The sequence below is a fragment of the Actinomyces sp. zg-332 genome (assembly GCF_011751945.2).
GTDB lineage: Bacteria > Actinomycetota > Actinomycetes > Actinomycetales > Actinomycetaceae > ZJ293.
The window spans coordinates 1,221,447-1,238,854 of sequence record NZ_CP064951.1 but is presented as its reverse complement, the minus strand read 5'-3'; the positions used below and the strand labels follow the sequence as shown (position 1 = coordinate 1,238,854).

At 36.8% G+C, this 17,408-nt stretch carries 10 protein-coding genes and 2 tRNA genes; 6 read left to right on the top strand and 6 right to left on the bottom strand.

Annotation, left to right across the window (positions count from 1 at the left end; genetic code table 11):
• Positions 1-6: 6 nt before the first annotated feature.
• From HCQ94_RS05065 to HCQ94_RS05045, 5 genes are all read left to right on the top strand, one after another.
• Positions 7-840, top strand: coding sequence for an energy-coupling factor transporter transmembrane component T family protein (locus HCQ94_RS05065; protein ID WP_232525716.1), 834 nt, complete (start codon positions 7-9; stop codon positions 838-840).
• 142 nt (positions 841-982) lie between these two features.
• Positions 983-1,055: transfer RNA gene (locus HCQ94_RS05060), tRNA-Ile, on the top strand.
• A 1,030-nt stretch (positions 1,056-2,085) separates the two neighbouring features.
• Positions 2,086-3,870, top strand: a complete 1,785-nt coding sequence (locus tag HCQ94_RS05055) for an adenine deaminase (protein WP_166982401.1) — start codon at positions 2,086-2,088, stop codon at positions 3,868-3,870.
• A 51-nt stretch (positions 3,871-3,921) separates the two neighbouring features.
• Entirely contained in the window at positions 3,922-5,493 is a 1,572-nt protein-coding gene (locus HCQ94_RS05050; RefSeq protein WP_198418139.1) for a hypothetical protein, read from the top strand.
• A 1,310-nt stretch (positions 5,494-6,803) separates the two neighbouring features.
• Complete coding sequence (locus tag HCQ94_RS05045; protein ID WP_166982465.1) at positions 6,804-6,986, top strand: hypothetical protein; 183 nt, start codon at positions 6,804-6,806, stop codon at positions 6,984-6,986.
• Here HCQ94_RS05045 and HCQ94_RS05040 read toward each other — a convergent pair.
• The 6 genes from HCQ94_RS05040 to HCQ94_RS05015 form a co-directional block, all read right to left on the bottom strand.
• Complete coding sequence (locus tag HCQ94_RS05040; protein ID WP_166982399.1) at positions 6,964-7,245, bottom strand: helix-turn-helix domain-containing protein; 282 nt, start codon at positions 7,243-7,245, stop codon at positions 6,964-6,966. The two genes, HCQ94_RS05045 and HCQ94_RS05040, sit on opposite strands and share 23 nt — an antisense overlap.
• A 62-nt stretch (positions 7,246-7,307) precedes the next feature.
• Positions 7,308-7,379, bottom strand: a tRNA-Asn gene (locus HCQ94_RS05035).
• A 317-nt stretch (positions 7,380-7,696) separates the two neighbouring features.
• On the bottom strand, positions 7,697-8,272 hold the full coding sequence (locus HCQ94_RS05030; RefSeq protein WP_166982397.1) for a lytic transglycosylase domain-containing protein: 576 nt from the start codon (positions 8,270-8,272) through the stop codon (positions 7,697-7,699).
• A 574-nt stretch (positions 8,273-8,846) separates the two neighbouring features.
• Entirely contained in the window at positions 8,847-10,985 is a 2,139-nt protein-coding gene (locus HCQ94_RS05025) for a S8 family peptidase (protein ID WP_166982395.1), read from the bottom strand.
• 466 nt (positions 10,986-11,451) lie between these two features.
• The gene (locus tag HCQ94_RS05020) at positions 11,452-13,587 is read right to left on the bottom strand and encodes a S8 family peptidase (protein ID WP_166982393.1); all 2,136 of its coding nucleotides are present in this window, start codon (positions 13,585-13,587) and stop codon (positions 11,452-11,454) included.
• An 835-nt stretch (positions 13,588-14,422) separates the two neighbouring features.
• A complete protein-coding gene (locus HCQ94_RS05015; protein ID WP_166982391.1) occupies positions 14,423-16,573 on the bottom strand; it encodes a S8 family peptidase in 2,151 nt (716 codons plus the stop codon).
• 380 nt (positions 16,574-16,953) lie between these two features.
• Here HCQ94_RS05015 and rimP point away from each other — a divergent pair, with 380 nt between their 5' ends.
• Entirely contained in the window at positions 16,954-17,403 is a 450-nt protein-coding gene (gene rimP, locus HCQ94_RS05010) for a ribosome maturation factor RimP (protein ID WP_166978869.1), read from the top strand.
• The last annotated feature ends 5 nt before the right edge of the window (positions 17,404-17,408 follow it).

Sequence of the window (17,408 nt, the reverse complement as noted above, 5' to 3'; positions counted from 1 at the left end):
AACACCATGAAAACCACAACGTTACTTGGATATATTGAACGTGAATCTTTTATGCATTCACTCACAGGGGCTACTAAATTCATTATTATGATTTTGGCTTCAATTGCGGCTATGCTGGGTTTTGATACACGTTTCCTAGCATTGATGGCTGTTATATCAGTAATTATTTGGAAAGCATCTAAGCTTAAACTTAGTGATTTGTACATTATTTTGTGTTTTTTGCTTTTCTTCATGGCAACAAATAATTTACTTATATTTTTATTTGCTCCCGAATATGGAGTAGAGATATATGGTACTAAGCACTTGTTGTTTGATTTACCTTGGAGATATTCTGTAACACTAGAGCAACTTTTCTATCAATTGAACGTTACTTTAAAATATTTTACAGTAATTCCTATTGCTCTGATTTTTATTGCAACTACTTCTCCATCTCAATTCGCTTCATCGCTGAATAAAATCGGTATCTCTTACAAAGTTGCGTATTCAATTTCTTTAGCTTTACGTTATATTCCAGATGTGCAGAGAGAATTCAGAACAATTTCACACGCACAGCAAGCTAGGGGGATCGATACTTCACGTGACGTTAAAATATCTACAAGGGTTAAGAATGTTTCGTCTATACTTATTCCTTTAGTCTTATCTACTTTTGCTCGTATAGAAACAGTTGCTGCTTCTATGGAACTGCGTGGATTTGGACAAGGGAAAAAGCGGTCATGGTACGTTCAGCAGTCCTTTAGAACAAGGGATTATATAGTAATTATCGTCGCACTTTGTTTACTAGCACTAGCTATTACTCTAGTTTATGTAAATGGGGGACGATTCTATAATCCTTTCAAATAGGTAAAGTTGTTTGAAAAAATCTCTTATGGTTAAGGTTATTTATAATAAAACATACGTTTATGTAACATATAAAGCCTTTCGGAAAAAATATTGAAAAAGCTATTTGTTTTTTCAAAGAATATTTTGTTATAATAATCTAGTTGCCCTGGTAGCTCAGCGGTTAGAGCAGCGGACTCATAATCCGTTGGTCGTGGGTTCGAACCCCACCCGGGGCACTCTTTCTTTTAACTTCATCAACGTTGATTTTAGTCAAATCAGGGTTTTCTAAAAAGAATTCGTATGGCTCTAAGCCGAAAAAATCGCAAGGCTCTAAACTAGAGAAATTAGCTATTTTTGTTTACCGTTTTACTTCCAAATAATTTCAGTTTTGTATAGTAGTTATTGTGACGTTTTAGAAAGCAAATAAAATATTATGCTGGTAAAACTTGTGAGACTTTTAAAAGATATGCTCGGTTACTTGATGAAGCACTCATAGACACAGTAAATAGTGCTAAAGTTACCTAATAAAAGTGTAACCCCCAACAGTGGGGGCTACACTAAAAAATATAAAATAAGTATCTTTATTATAGTTTTTTATTTTTATTTGTAAAATTTCTTCAAAATCTTTGATAGCTATTTTTATAGTCTCTTATATTTACAAAAACTACGTAAGAAAACTAGAGAAAAATAACAGCAAAATTGTATAATAAAAAGGGAGGACGCTGTGAAATTGTTTTCTGAAATTTACTGGCTAGTTGCTATTTTATTGTGGTTTATATTGATATATGTATATCAAACTTGGCATTCAGTAGTCTTCTTTTTTATTATCGCTACCTTTGTACATGAAATACTTAAAAGGTTTATTAAAATGCTCCTTATTCGCAATTCAGCTGAAAAAAGCGATAAAGATTAGTGAAGCTTGAAATACTCGTATACGATTTTACTTATTCTTTATAAAAAGACAGCAAATTTATGTGAATGTTATTTTATATTTCTACTTTGAAGTGAATTTGTTGTATAAACTTACGAAGTATTTAGGCATTACTTATACAGCAATACTTGGAAATACGACCAAAACACTAGCTTTGTGATATAAATTACAAGATTTTGCTATTGGTAGTTTTTACTTTTTATTTAGTAATTTATTAAGAAAATATGTAAAATTCGTATTTCTGATTGATATAAGTTAAGTAAATTTCTATAATGTAACCTGCTGAATATTTTGAAAGTGTGACAGTTAATATTTCCAAAAAACGTGGAGGAAAAATGTACAGAAGTCCTGAATTTTTAAAAGAAATAATTCAAGCAGGACGTGCAGTAATACCCGCCGATATAGTAATCGAGGGAGCAAATCTGGTAAATGTACATACACAGGAAATATATCCAGCAGATGTTGCGATATATAAAGATATGATTGTTGCAACTGGCGATGTACAAGAATACATTGGTGAAAACACAAAACGTTTTGACGCTAAAGGTAAATACCTAGTTCCGGGCCTAATTGATGGACATATACACGTTGAATGCTCAAAGTTGAGTATTACAAGCTATGCTAAAGCAGTAGTTCCACATGGAACAACATCAATGATTTCTGGTCTAGATGAATATATTTCTGTTAGCGGTTTAGAGGGCTTACAAGAAATTTTTGACGAAATTAAACAAACTCCACTCAAGGTTTTCTGGGGTGCTCCATATAAAACTCCATATACTTTCCCAACTTCAACTATTGCTTGCAACTTTACTCCTGAAATTCATAGAACTGTACAAGACTGGCCAGAATGCTTCGGTGTATGGGAGACAGTTAGGGAAGCAGTCCAAGAACTTGACGAAGATACACTAATTGCTCTTTCAGAAGCTACACGTAGACGTAAACCAATTTTTGGTTGTGCACCAATGGCTAGAGGCAAAGAGCTAAACGGTTATTTATGCTCAGGTGTCCGCTTAGATCATGAGAGCTATGATCACGAAGAAGCTGTTGAAAAGCTAAGAAAAGGTATGTTCATGATTATTCGTGAATCATCAGTTACCCATTTCTTAGCTGAAAATATTAGGGCAATAACAGAAGTTATTCCTCAAGCGGCTAGACGTGTTTCTTTCTGTACAGATGACGTTACAGCCAATGACATAACAACTAAAGGTCATTTAGATAACGTTGTGAGACTAGCAATTCAAGCTGGTGTGGAGCCTATAGTTGCGATACAAATGGCAACAATTAACAGTGCTGAAGCATACAGAATTGACCATTTGGTAGGCTCTATTGCACCTGGTAAGATTGCTGACATTTTGATTATTGACGACCCTGAAAAATTCAATGTTCAGGAAGTGTTTGCTAGTGGTAAGCATGTAGGAAGTAATAATAAGCTAACCATAGATTTACAAGCACCTAAACGTTCTAAGGTTCTAAGTGGAGCTTTGAAGTGTGAAAAAGTAAGCAAAGAAGACTTTGAATACCGAGTAGACATTCAAGAGGGAACAGCTAAAGTCCTATCCATGAATGTCATTGGACCATTCGTACGTAAACGTCGTGACTGCATTTTGCAGGTAAAAGATGGTATTGTACAGCCGGATACGGAACAAGATGTACTATTAGTATCGGTTATAGAACGTTTTGGTAAAAATGGAAACAAATCTCTCGGTTTTTGTTCAGGCTGGAAACTAAAGCGTGGAGCAATGGCGTCTACAGCGGCTCCAGATGATAACAACCTCATTGTAATGGGTGCTAACCCTGAAGATATGGCTATAGCTGCTAACTATCTAATTGAACAAGGTGGTGGACAGGTAGTTGTTGCTGATGGTCAAATAATTGATTTCTTACCTTTGCCTGTTGGCGGAATTTGCAGCGACGAAGATCCAGAATATATTGCAATTCGTGAAAGAGAAATAAACGCTATTTGCAGTGAACTAGGATGTGATCTTCCAGAACCTATGATGTATATGTTCTTCCTGCCAATTACTGCAATTCCAGATTATGCAATTACAGACATCGGTCCGGTTGATTGCATCAAGTTAGATACTTTTAATCCAATTCTAGGATTAAATGCATCCATATAAAAGAAAGCTCGTCATACTTGGCGAGCTCTTTATATTTTAAAGGAGAAATTTGTGAATTCAACACAAAATGGGGTACGTGTGCCAGTATTCACTAAAGGTGATATAGGTGGTATTACATATTTAGTAACAAATAACATTGTTAACTATATAATTGTGATTTTTACATTAAAAAATGTTTTAAAATGGCCTGACGAAATTGTGTATGGTCGAGTAATACCAGGTATGTCACTTGGTTTGCTACTAGGTGGTTTAATATATGCATACATGGGATGGCGTTTAGCTCAAAGAGTAGGAAACTCAAATGTAACTGCTTTGCCATCAGGTGTATCTACCCCAGCCATGTTCGTTATACTATATGGTGTAATTATGCCTTTGCACTATAGCTTAGGTGATCCTGAAAAAGTGTGGTCAGCTGCTATAGCTGCCACTTTTATTGGTGGATTTGTTGAATTTATAGGTGGATTTATTGGTCCGTGGATTAAGAATAACCTTCCACGCGCAGCCCTACTAGGTACAGTTGCAGGTATCGGTTTTATATGGATGGCAACTAAAGGTCTATTCGATGTTTACTCTGATCCACTTATCGGCTTGCCAATTTTATTCATAGCTATGCTAGGTTTATTTGGTGGATATATGTTCCCAGGAAAAATTCCACCATTAGTTGTAGCTATAGTAGGTGGTATTATCTATGCTTATTTGCTAGGTCGCACACATGTTGACTTCTCTGGTGTTGGATTTTATTTCCCTAACCCAGTAAACGTAGTTGAATCAATGATAAACGGTTTTGTAATCGTTACTCCATATTTAACAATTATTATTCCTGTAGAAATCTATAACTTTATTGAAACAATGGATAACGTTGAGTCAGCTAATGCTGCTGGAGATGATTATAACGTTCGTACTACACAGTTTGCTGACGGTATTTGTACAATGTTCTCATCACTATTTGGTGGTGTAGTACCTAATACTGTTTGGTTAGGACATAGTGGCTTGAAGAAAGGTGGAGCTGGTATTGGCTACTCTTGGATTTCAGGTCTTGTACTAGGCCTTGCTGGTATATTTGGGCTGTTTACTTTCTTGAGCGCACTTATGCCTCCAGCAATCGCAGCTATAACTTTCTTGTGGTGTGCAACAATTATGTTGAGTCAAGCATTCAAAGACACTCCTGTAAAGCACTATGCTGCTATCGGCATTGCAATGATTCCACCAGTCGCTGATTTCTTATACACACAAATTACAGGTGTATTGAATATAAGTGAAACCTACACTGAGGTGCTACCTAATGGTTTGCCAGGGTATAATTCAGAAGTTGCAGCTAAGATTATTGAGAATGGAGCAATGTGGGATGGTGTGCCAGCAGTAAAGTCTGGTGCAATTATTATCGGTCTACTTCTTGCTTCAGCTGTTGTATTCATAATTGATAGAAGACTAGATAAAGTTGCATATGTCTCATTTGTGGCTGCTATCTTATCATTCTTTGGATTTATTCACAGTGCTTCACTAGGAATGTATTATAAGTCTGAGTTTGTTATTGGATATGTAATTATTGGTGTATTTGCAATAATATTCCATTTCTCAAGCAAGACTTGGTTTGAAGCTGAAGAAGATTTTGAATACGTATAATTTACGTAAATTCTATTTCTTGAATACTTTAGTAATTATAGTGTTGCCTGACTTTATATAGTTGGGCAACACTTTTTTGTATCTTGTGTGTTGTATGCTGTTTTTTGGTATTTAAGTTTTGTAGTTTTTGGAGAGGGTGAGGAATCGTAGGTTATATCTTGTAGGTTGTAGGTGAGGGGGGGTAGGTTTGTTTGAGTAACGGGAAGATGTAGGTGTTTGGATGTTTTTGAGGGGTATAAGAATATTAGTTTTACTAAGGTTTAGTGTAAAGTTGTAGGTCTCAGGTTTTGTATTTTTAAGATTTGAGTTTATAGTTTTAGATTTTGAACTTAGTCTTTTGTCTTTATTTGTTGGGTGTGGGTAAGGAAAAGTGAAATTTGTGGTTAGTCGATAGGTAGGGATTTTTTGACGTAGCGTTATTTCTAGCTGAGTTTTGCTTGTGTTGTTTTTAGGGAGTGAGGTTGTTTAAGTAGTAGGGTTGGTTTTGAAACTTGTATTTGTGGGTTTTACTTTTTAGCTTTGTAATGTAAGAGGAGATGACTTTAACGGTATAGGTTTGACCGTTATCGGTAAGGGCAAGACTAGTTATATTTCTGTTGTTCAGCGTGAGTTAAAAGAGACCTTATCTTGTGCTAAGGGTTATTTGTTTTCGTTCACTAGTAAGCCGTATTTGAGTAGTCATCACTACTAAAGGGAAATGGGGAAGTGTTTTCCAAAAGGATATTCAGTTTATTGTTTGCGTAATTGGTTTGTGAACAATAGCATATCTGAATACAAGTAACTTATTAGTAGTATCGACCTTGTTAGGGCATTCAAGACTAAGAAACTACACAAAGATATGTTAAATTGTGTGATAGTACGCTTATTGATGTGATGGAAAAAGTAAAAGTAGCGTAAATAAAAATGTAGCCCCAAAAGAGGGGCTACACTAAACAATTATACGAAATCAATATTATTGATTTATTAGTATTTTACCTTAAATTATTTTTTGTAAAACAGTTACGCAACTTGTCACCAAACAATACAAAGGAACAAGCCTTACAAAACAAAACGAGAGGAGGGGGAGCAAATGGCTAAGTATAAAGTAACTTGGGTAAAAGAAACATAAATCCAAGAGAACAATACGGATGAAACTGTAACTCTACTAAATACAAACAGTTTCAAGAAAGTCATGGAACTTTGCCGAACTCTAAAGCCTAAGAAAAAGGATAAAGAGAAAAGCATTTATAACTTAGAAATAAGTTAGAAAGCTACAAACGTAGTCTTCCTAATCACCTCCAATGTTAGAAAAGATATCATAAAAAATGGCTATGACACAATCGGAGCGAACTAGAAAATACTTAGATTCTAACCATGAGGCGAAAGAAAAACATCGCATAAGTGGTTATAAGTCTAAGGATAAGAAGTTTATTTTAGAGTTCGCAAGTGAAGAAGATTTATTACAAGTTGAAGAATGGATAAAACAAAGCATTAGTCATGTTTGCCACCCTTAATGCTATTAGGGAAGTAAACCCAGTTTATGACAATAAAGTTGTTTTCACGATAAGTGGTGATGAATCCTTTTTCTTCAAGCAAAACGATAGCTTTTTTCAAAGATTGTCTTGAAAAAGGTAGGATTTTAGCTAGTTTGACTATGCTAACTCTAATAATGTTACTATCATCAATACAAGTTGCTATTAACTGTAAAACACTAAACGCTGTAGGCGTTAACACATATTTTCTTGAGTAAATAATCTCTAAATGTTGCTTCACGTTCTTTTCCCTCTAGTCAGTGAATGCTTCACCATAACTTATAAGGAGTTTAAACGTAAAAGCTCCCGCAGCTGGACTCGAACCAGCAACCCTTCGATTAACAGTCGAATGCTCTGCCATTGAGCTATGCGGGAAAGCAACAAAAAATAATATACCTAGTTTTTTTGGTGATGTCAATATGTAAGTATTTTATTTTATAGATATTTTATAGATACTTCTTCTATAATTTTTTTTTGGGGGGGGGAATGTCGGTTGATTTATAAAGTGCAGCTGACTTTCGGGCTCTGCAGAATAGTTATTACTGGGTATAAAGTAAGTACAGAAACTATTTGTGGTATTTGTTTATATGTATTTTTAGCGTAGTTATTGCTTTTGTGTCTAATATGATGGATTTTAGTGTTACTTATTCTTACGTGATAACTCATTAAATGTTCGTACGTGTTTTTAATATTTATGGGATAAAGGAAGTGCATTTTGGGTTTTGCATAATTGCGGTTATTTTCTCTACATAGTTTTTAGTTTCTTCAAATGGGGGAGTGCCTGCATATTTTTTCACGTTACCAAGACCTGCATTATAAGCCGCTAAAGACAAGTTGATTGCTGACTCTTCCACGTTATTATTAGTTTTCCAGAACGTAACTTCTTCATGTAATTTACATAAATATACGCCTGTGCTGTATATACTATCGTAAGGGTTATTGATTTCAGCTTTCCCATCACCGTCACCATCCTGTCCGACTGCATTGAATGTTTCGGACATGAATTGTCCCAATCCTTTAGCTCCTGCATGTGAAGTCACATTGGGGTTCCACTTAGATTCTGTTTGTATGACTGCTGCGACTAGTTCAGGAGTAATATTCTCACACACATTACCAGCTTTATTGACGGTATCAACATATTCTTTTGGGACTTTTACACATTCTGAAAATATGTTTAGATTGCTTTCTGGGAAAAATACGACTATAAAAACTAAAGCACATACTATTAGTAGTAATATTTTCAAGATTAGTCGTACTAATTTTTTCATTATTGTTTATTATTCTCCGTATTATCAAACTGTTTTATAACTTATAGTTGATTTTCAATTGTACTACAGCTATCTTCAAATGTAGTTTAGAGGATGTATATTTGAGTAGAGTATCACTTGCCTTATAAAGGTATTTGTTGAAGATTTGGGCATGTATTTAGGCAATGAGTCATGTTTGCGTTGCTAAAGTTGAAGTACGTAGTAATTAGTAAGTTAAATAGCTACTTGTGTTGAGAAACTTTATTTGTGCTGAGATTTTGTTTTTAGGGAAGATGGAGTAATACTGTTTTTATTAAGTGTGTGAATGCTGAAGCATTTTAGGAAAATTTGAGTCATACTGTTGCGTTGGTGTAGTTGTTTTAGAAGAAAAATATTTTTTACTTATGATTTTGAGATATGCTTAGGATTTGGTTTTGCTAAAGAAGTATGCGTTTTCTTTGTGGGAAAGAAATGGAGTAAAGCTATCTTTAGATGGTATAGTTTGGGTATTTTTTATTTCTTAAGTTAATAAAGTGTGACCGTTGTACAACGGTCACACTTTATTGGGTTTTATTTAATTATTACTTTATATATCTTACTTGGCAGATGTTTTTCTGCGTGTTAGCACTGCTCCTGCTGTTGCTAGGGCTAGGGCTAGTGAAATGATTGTTAGGCTGTCAATACCTGTTTGAGATAGTTGCCCGTTAGGTTTTTTAACAAGTACTGGTTTCTTGCCTTTTTCTTTAGTTTCACTAGATACCTTTTCCTCGTTTGCCTTTGGTAGAGGTTTTCCGGCTTTGAAAGGAACGGCTAGTTTTACATCATCATCTGCACGGCTATCGTTGTTACGACCAAATGCTTCAATGTTTAGTGAAACATCTCGTGTATCTTCGTCAGCAACTGAGCGTAGCGATGCTAGAGAGCTTGCTGTTTCACTTTCAGGCTGAACAGCTGGCGGATTAGTGAAATCAAATTCACCTTGTGCAATTACGCGTCCGTCAAATGCTCCATCTCCTATATTTTGTGCTTTTTGGTTTTCGGCAGTAAAGGATAGTTTTGTTGCTGGTCCTGTTGCTGTTACACGGATGAGTACTTTTCCTCTAACTGTTGCGTTCTCTAGAGCACTCCAGCTTTGTCCATTGTCACTTGAGTATTCTACGTTTTGGATTGTTGGCTTAGGCTGGTCATATAAAACAGCGTCTAAAGCACTAACAAGACCTGCACCACGATATTCCTTACCACCTACTGGTTCAGATAAACGTGCGAAGTTCTTAGCAGCATGCTTCTTTAGTAAAGCAACCACTTCGTCAGGAGTTAGTGTAGGATTTACAGCGCGAAGTAAAGCGGCCACACCAGCAACGTGTGGGCTAGCCATAGAAGTACCACTAATTGCTGCATAATCACGATGTTCTGAGTCATTTTCTGCTGGGAAAGTAGAGTAAATCGAAACGCCTGGTGCTGCTAGAGTAATCGAGTTGACACCATAGTTAGAAAAACTTGCACGACCTAGCAACATAGTAGCAGGATCTCCTGAAGGCCTTTTACGTCCAACAGCTGAAACAGTTACTGTGCTTGGTAGCATTGTAGGAATATCCATACCGCCAGTGATATCACGGTTTGAAATAATTTCCAATTCAGTTAAGTCGTTAGGAGATTCTCCTGAATCAACTGGATTATCAACATCGTTGTCAGCGTTTCCTGCTGCTGTAATGTTTACAACGCCTGATTTGTAGGCGTAGTCAACAGCGCGGGATACTACTTCCAGACCAGCTTTTTGAGACCTCTCGCTCGGTACCCAGTATTCCCATGGGTCAACATAGTAGCTGTTATTTGTTACAGCAAACTTATGGTCAGCAGCCCAAATGAAACCACAAGTTACATATTCTGGATAAAATAATCCGTTTGAGTTAGCAACTTTAACAGCAGCTAGTCGAGCCTTAGGAGCAACACCGTCAACACCAATACTATTGTGTTCAGCAGCAACAGTACCTGCTACGTGAGTTCCATGGATATCGTCATCTTGCCAAGCTTCATATGAGGTGTTTGGGATACCGTTTACTTGGCAGCCAACAGACAAGTCTTTTTCAATCTGGTTTTGTAAATCAGGGTGTGAACCCTTTATACCTGTATCTAGAATACCTACGACTGTGCGTTCTAGTTTTACATCAACTTTTGCTGCTTCAATCGCCCCAATTGCATGCAAACCCCAAGCATTAGCTGATAAAGGGTCTTGCTCGTATGCAGGATTTTCTAGTGAGTCTTTAAATCTTTGTCTACCGCTTTCATTATTTCCGGATGATGGTGACACTGAAGGTGTGACATTTGGTAGTACGACTTCGCGACCTTCAATTTCTTTTTGGCGTGTAGGACCTACAGAATGTACTGGTATTCCTACTTCTTGTGCTTTAGCTTCCAAATCTATATCAAATGTTGAACTAGAGGCCTGCACGAAGAAACTTGATAGCTGTGGGTACTGTTGTAATACTACGCCACCTAGTCTTTTTGCTTCTTCCACTAAAGAATTAAACTGAGCTGTGGAAGTCCCTTTTTCAAGGTTTACAGCATAGTTCATGATTTTATCTGGACCAGCCTGTGCTCTTTCATTAGTTACAGTTGAATCCTGATCGCCATCAGTTGCAAACCCTGCTGGTACTGCAAGACATGCACTTGTGCCTGCAAGAGACAGAGCAAGAGCTGCACCTACATATTTCATTCTCTTTGGTACTACGTTCATCTCATATACATCCTTAAAGTTTCGAAAACGGATATACGGTAATATACTTCTAAGGTAATATTAAAGTAAAGACTTTTCAAAAAAATTATCTATTTTTTTAAAAAAATTACCTTTTTGTAATTATTTGTTTTGTTTATGTTACCTGGTTATGGTTTGGAAATCTTGGAGATGATTTTTGAGTAAGTAGGTGAGTTTTATAAGCTGAGATTTATATTAAATGATTGGTTTTGTTTTTCAGGGAAAAACTTATTGCTGATTTTTACTGTTGTATTTTATTTATGGTTTTACTACGTTTCTGTAGAGATGAATTGGTATTATGTTTTGGTGGAAGTTAAAGAGCAAGTAGTTTGTATAGTTCAGCTGGTGTGAAAGTATTGTGTGTTTTGTTTGTTAAGTTAATAAAGTGTGACTGTTTTATTTGCAGTCACACTTTATTAGGTTTTATTTAGTTATTATTTTATATATTTTATTTGGCAGATGTTTTTCTGCGTGTTAGCACTGCTCCTGCTGTTGCTAGAGCTAGGGCTAGTGAAATGATTGTTAGGCTGTCAATACCTGTTTGAGATAATTCTCCGTTAGGTTTTTTGACAAGTACTGGTTTCTTAGCCTTTGCTGTGCTTTCACTAGCTGGTTTTTCCTCATTTGCTTTTGGTAGAGGTTTTCCGGCTTTGAAAGGAACAGCTAGTTTTACATCGTCATCTGCACGGCTATCGTTGTTACGACCAAATGCTTCAATGTTTAGTGAAACATCGCGTGTATCTTCGTCAGCAACTGAGCGTAGCGATGCTAGAGAGCTTGCTGTTTCACTTTCAGGCTGAACAGCTGGCGGATTAGTGAAATCAAATTCATTTTGTGCAATTACGCGTCCGTCAAATGCTCCATCTCCTGTGTTTTCAGCTGACTGATCTTCAGCAGTGAAGGATAGTTTTGTTGCTGGACCAGTTGCTGTTACGCGAATTTGGACTTTTCCTCTAACTGTTGCGTTTTCTAAAGCGTTCCAACTCTGACCGTTATCGCTTGAGTATTCTACGTTTTGGATTGTTGGCTGTGGTTGGTCGTAAAGAACAGCGTCTAGAGCACTTGTAAGACCTGCACCACGATATTCTTTGCCATCTGTTGGTTCGGTTAAACGTCCCAAGTTCTTAGCAGCATGTTTTTTCAACAATTCAACAACCTGATCAGGAGTTAGTGTAGGATTTACAGCGCGAAGTAAAGCAGCTACACCAGCAACGTGTGGGCTAGCCATAGAAGTACCACTAATTGCTGCATAATCACGGTTGTATTTATCGTTTTCTGCTACGAATGTAGACTGAATTCCAACGCCTGGTGCTGCTAGAGTGATCGAGTTGACACCATAGTTAGAAAAACGTGCACGAGATAGTGGCATAATAGCAGGATCTTCTGTAATACTTGTGCGGCCAACAGCTGAAACACTAACTGTGCTTGGTAGCATTGTAGGAATATCCATACCACCGGTGATATCACGGTTTCGAATGATTGCTGATTCATCTAGGTCGTTAGGAGATTCTCCTGAATCGACTGGATTGTCATTATCGTTGTTAGCGTTTCCTGCTGCTGTAATGTTTACAACGCCTGATTTGTAGGCGTAGTCAACGGCGCGGGATACTACTTCCAGACCAGCTTTTTGTGATCTTTCACTTGGTACCCAGTATTCCCATGGGTCAACATAGTAGCTGTTGTTTGTTACAGCGAATTTATGGTCAGCAGCCCAAATGAAACCACAAGTTACATATTCTGGGTAGAAAGAACCATTTGAATTGGAAACTTTAACAGCAGCTAGTCGAGCTTTAGGAGCAACACCGTCAACACCAATACCATTGTGTTCAGCAGCAACAGTACCTGCTACGTGGGTTCCATGGTAGTGGTCATCTTGCCATGCGGCGTATGAGGTATCTGGAATACCATTTACTTGGCAACCTACAGATAAGTCTTTTTCAATCTGGTTTTGTAAATCAGGGTGTGAACCCTTTATGCCTGTATCTAGAATACCTACTACTGTGCGTTCTAGTTTTACATCAACTTTTGCTGCTTCAATCGCTCCAATTGCATGCAAACCCCATGTAGTGGCTGACATTGGGTCTTGTTCGTATGCAGGATCTTCTAGCTGGGATTTCGCAAATTGACTTCCGCTACCTGCGCTGCCAGATGCTGGCGTTGAACTTACAGCGTTTGGTAGTACGACTTCACGACCCTCAACTTCTTTTTGGCGTGTAGGGCCTACAGAATGTACTGGTATTCCTACTTCTTGTGCTTTAGCTTCCAAATCTACATCGAATGTGGAGCTAGAAGCTTGTACGAAGAAACTTGATAACTGTGGATACTGTTGTAATACTACGCCACCTAGTCTTTTTGCTTCTTCTACCAAAGAATTAAACTGGGCTGTAGAAGTTCCTTTTTCAAGGTTTACAGCGTAGTTCATAATTTTATCTGGACCAGCTTGTGTATTTTCAGTAGATACAGTCGAGTCCTGATCGCCATCAGTTGCAAAACCTGCCGGTACTGCAAGGCATGCACTTGTGCCTGCAAGAGATAGAGCAAGAGTTGCACCTATATATTTCAATCTCTTTGATAGTGTTTTCATCTCATATACATCCTTAAAAATTGAGAACGTGTATATACTAAAATACCCTTAAAGTAATGTTAGAGTAAAGAGCTTTTAAAAAAATTATCCATATTTTGGAATATAGTTTACATTATCTAATGTTTTTTTACTTTTAAGATTATTTTCATTACCAAAAACAAACAAGCACTTTACTTAATTATTATAAATTTGGAAATGTTCTAGAATGTGAAATGGGTTTTTAGATACACTTATTGATAGTGATATAAAATACTCTTTTATGTGTGTAAACTTTTATTTTTTTTGTTTGAATGAAATAAAGGTAAATGATATAGAATAATTAAGTTATTATCACGTTTGTGAAAATCATTTAAAACTACCAAACTTAATATAGAGTAGTTATGTCTGTTCAAAAATGGTTTTTACAAACTAAGAGTGAGTTTTATATTGTTGTCACATTTTACCAATAATGCTTGTCTATACTTTAGTTTGTAAATATCACATTTTGAATACTCTATAGAAATAATAAGTTTATAGTATAAGTAGTCCGTACAGCATTGTAGATAATTTATGTTTTTGAGTTTGATAGGTATATTGGAATGTCGTTTTTGGACGGTAAGTATTTTATATGTTTATAAGAGTATTATTTTGTCTAATTCCTCTATGGGGATTAGTAAAGTTTTGTTTTCTTTGATGTTTTCTTTATTTTGGGGAAGCGGGAAGAAGTGCTGTTTCCTACTTTAAAATTTTTTTAGTTTTAGGCGCTGTATGTGGTTTTGTTTGTTAAGTTAATAAAGTGTGACTGCTTGTGGCGGTCACACTTTATTGGGTTTTATTTAATTATTATTTATATATTTTATTTGGCAGATGTTTTTCTGCGTGTTAGCACTGCTCCTGCTGTTGCTAGGGCTAGGGCTAGTGAAATGATTGTTAGGCTGTCAATACCTGTTTGAGATAATTCTCCACTAGGTTTTTTAACAAGTACTGGTTTCTTAGCCTTTGCTGTGCTTTCACTAGCTGGCTTTTCTTTGTCTGCTTTCTCTTCAGTTGCCTTTGGAAGAGGTTTTCCGGCTTTGAAAGGAACAGCTAGTTTTACATCATCATCTGCACGGCTATCGTTGTTACGACCAAATGCTTCAATGTTTAGTGAAACATCTCGTGTATCTTCGTCAGCAACCGTTCGTAGTGATACTAGAGAATTTGCTGTTTCACTTTCAGGCTGAACAGCTGGCGGATTAGTGAAATCAAATTCACCTTGTGCAATTACGCGTCCGTCAAATGCTCCGTCTCCTGTGTTTTCAGCTTTTTTGTTTTCAGCTCCAAAAGATACCTTTGTTGCTGGACCAGTTGCTGTTACGCGAATTTGGACTTTTCCTCTAACAGTTGCGTTCTCTAGAGCACTCCAAGTTTGACCATTGTCACTTGAGTATTCTACGTTTTGGATTGTTGGTTTTGGCTGGTCATATAAAACAGCGTCTAAAGCACTTGCAAGACCTGAACCACGGTATTCTTTACCATCTGTTGGTTTAGCTAAGCGTTCAAAGTTCTTAGCAGCATGTTTTTTCAACAATTCAACAACCTGATCAGGAGTTAGTGTAGGATTTACAGCGCGAAGTAAAGCAGCTACACCAGCAACGTGTGGGCTAGCCATAGAAGTACCATCGAGTACATCATAGTCGAAACCATATGGGCTTTTTTCTGCTACGAACGTAGAATAAATGTCAGTGCCTGGTGCTGCTATATCAATTGTGTTTGTGCCGTAATTAGAAAAGCCGGAGCGTCCAAGTTTTGCTACTGCAGGATCAGCTGCGCCTTCTCTAGGCTCAAGAGCAGAAACAGTGACCATATTTGGTAGCATTGCTGGAATATCCAAACCACCAGTAATATCGCGGTTTTGAATGTGCTCTGACTCAGGTAAATCGTTAGGAGATTCTCCTGAATCAACTGGGTTGTCGAGGTTAGTATTAGCGTTTCCTGCTGCAGCAATGTTTACAACGCCTGATTTATAAGCGTAATCAGCTGCGCGAGATACTACTTCTAGACCAGCTTTTTGTGACCTCTCACTTGGTTTCCAAAATTCCCATGGATCAACGTAGTAGCTGTTGTTTGTTACAGCAAATTTGTGGTCAGCAGCCCATACGAAACCGCAAGTTACGTATTCTGGGTAGAAAGAGCCGTTGGAGTTAGCAACTTTAACAGCAGCTAGTCGAGCTTTAGGAGCAACACCGTCTATGCCTTCTGTGTTATGCTCAGCAGCAACTATACCTGCTACGTGAGTTCCATGGTAGTGGTCATCTTGCCATGCAGCATATGAGTTATCTGGAATACCATTTACTTGGCAACCTACAGATAAGTCTTTTTCAATCTGATTTCGTAAATCAGGGTGCGACCCCTTTATGCCACCATCTAAAATACCTACGACTGTGCGTTCTAGTTTTACATCAACTTTTGCTGCTTCAATTGCACCAATTGCATGCAAACCCCAAGCTTCAGCTGATAGTGGGTCTTGTTCGTATACAGGATTTTCTGATGAGGCTTTAAAACCTTGGCTACCGCTTTCGTTACTTTCGGATGATGGTGCTGAAGGTGTGACATTTGGTAGTACGACTTCACGGCCTTCAACTTCTTTTTGACGTGTAGGGCCTACAGAATGTACTGGTATTCCTACTTCTTGTGCTTTAGCTTCCAGATCTACGTCAAATGTTGAACTAGAAGCTTGTACGAAGAAACTTGATAGCTGTGGGTATTCACGGAGTATTACGCCACCTAGTCTTTTTGCTTCTTCTACCAAAGAATTAAACTGAGCTGTGGAAGTTCCTTTTTCAAGGTTTACAGCATAGTTCATAATTTTATCTGGACCAGCCTGTACATTTTCACTAGATACAGTTGAGTTTTGATTACCGTCGGTTGCAAATCCTACTGGTACTGTAAGACATACACTTGTGCCTGCAAGAGATAGTGCGAGAGTCGCACCTACATATTTCAATTTCTTTGGGAGTATGTTCATATATTGCCCATCCTTAAATTTTCGAAAACGGATATACGATGACATACTCTTAAGGTAATATTAAAGTAAAGACTTTTCAAAAGAATTTGCGCATTTTTACAAAAAAAAACTTGTATTTGTAATTATTTTTATTTACCCATTTAATGGATTAGTAATGTTTTTGCTTATTTTTTGCGTGTCTAGATTTATTCTGAAATCTTAAAAAGGCTATTGAAATGTTTTAATGATAATTAGTGTGACATATTTCTTTTATTTACTGTAAAATAGTTCCGTTTCTTCTTTTGTTTTGAATGAGATAAGGATAAATGATATAAAATAATTAAATTATTGTCATATCTTTGAAAATCATTTAAAACTATCAAACTTAATATGGAGTAGTTATGTCTGTTCAAGCACAAGTTCAAGAATGCTTAGAACCCTTGGTTGCTGAAAATGGCTTATTTTTAGAAAAAGTAGTTTTAGCTAAATCTGGAAAGAACACTTTAGTGCGTGTTGTTATAGATTTAATTGACACACCTGGTGGAGTTTCCTCAGATAAAATTGTTGAAATATCTAGAAAAATATCAAAACTACTTGATGAAAAAGACCCTATAAAAGGAGCTTATACTTTAGAAGTAACTACTGCAGGGGCTGAAAGAGATATAACAGATCTAAGATTATGGAAACGTGCTGTGGGTCGTCACGTGAAATATTCCTATGAAGAACAAATTATTGAAGGAAAAGTTCAGCGAGTGCTTGATGACAAAGTAGTTGTTATTTCTGTAAAAGACTCAGAACAAGAATATGAAATTGAAAAAATACAGAAAGCTAGAACAATAATAGTTTTCTAAAAATT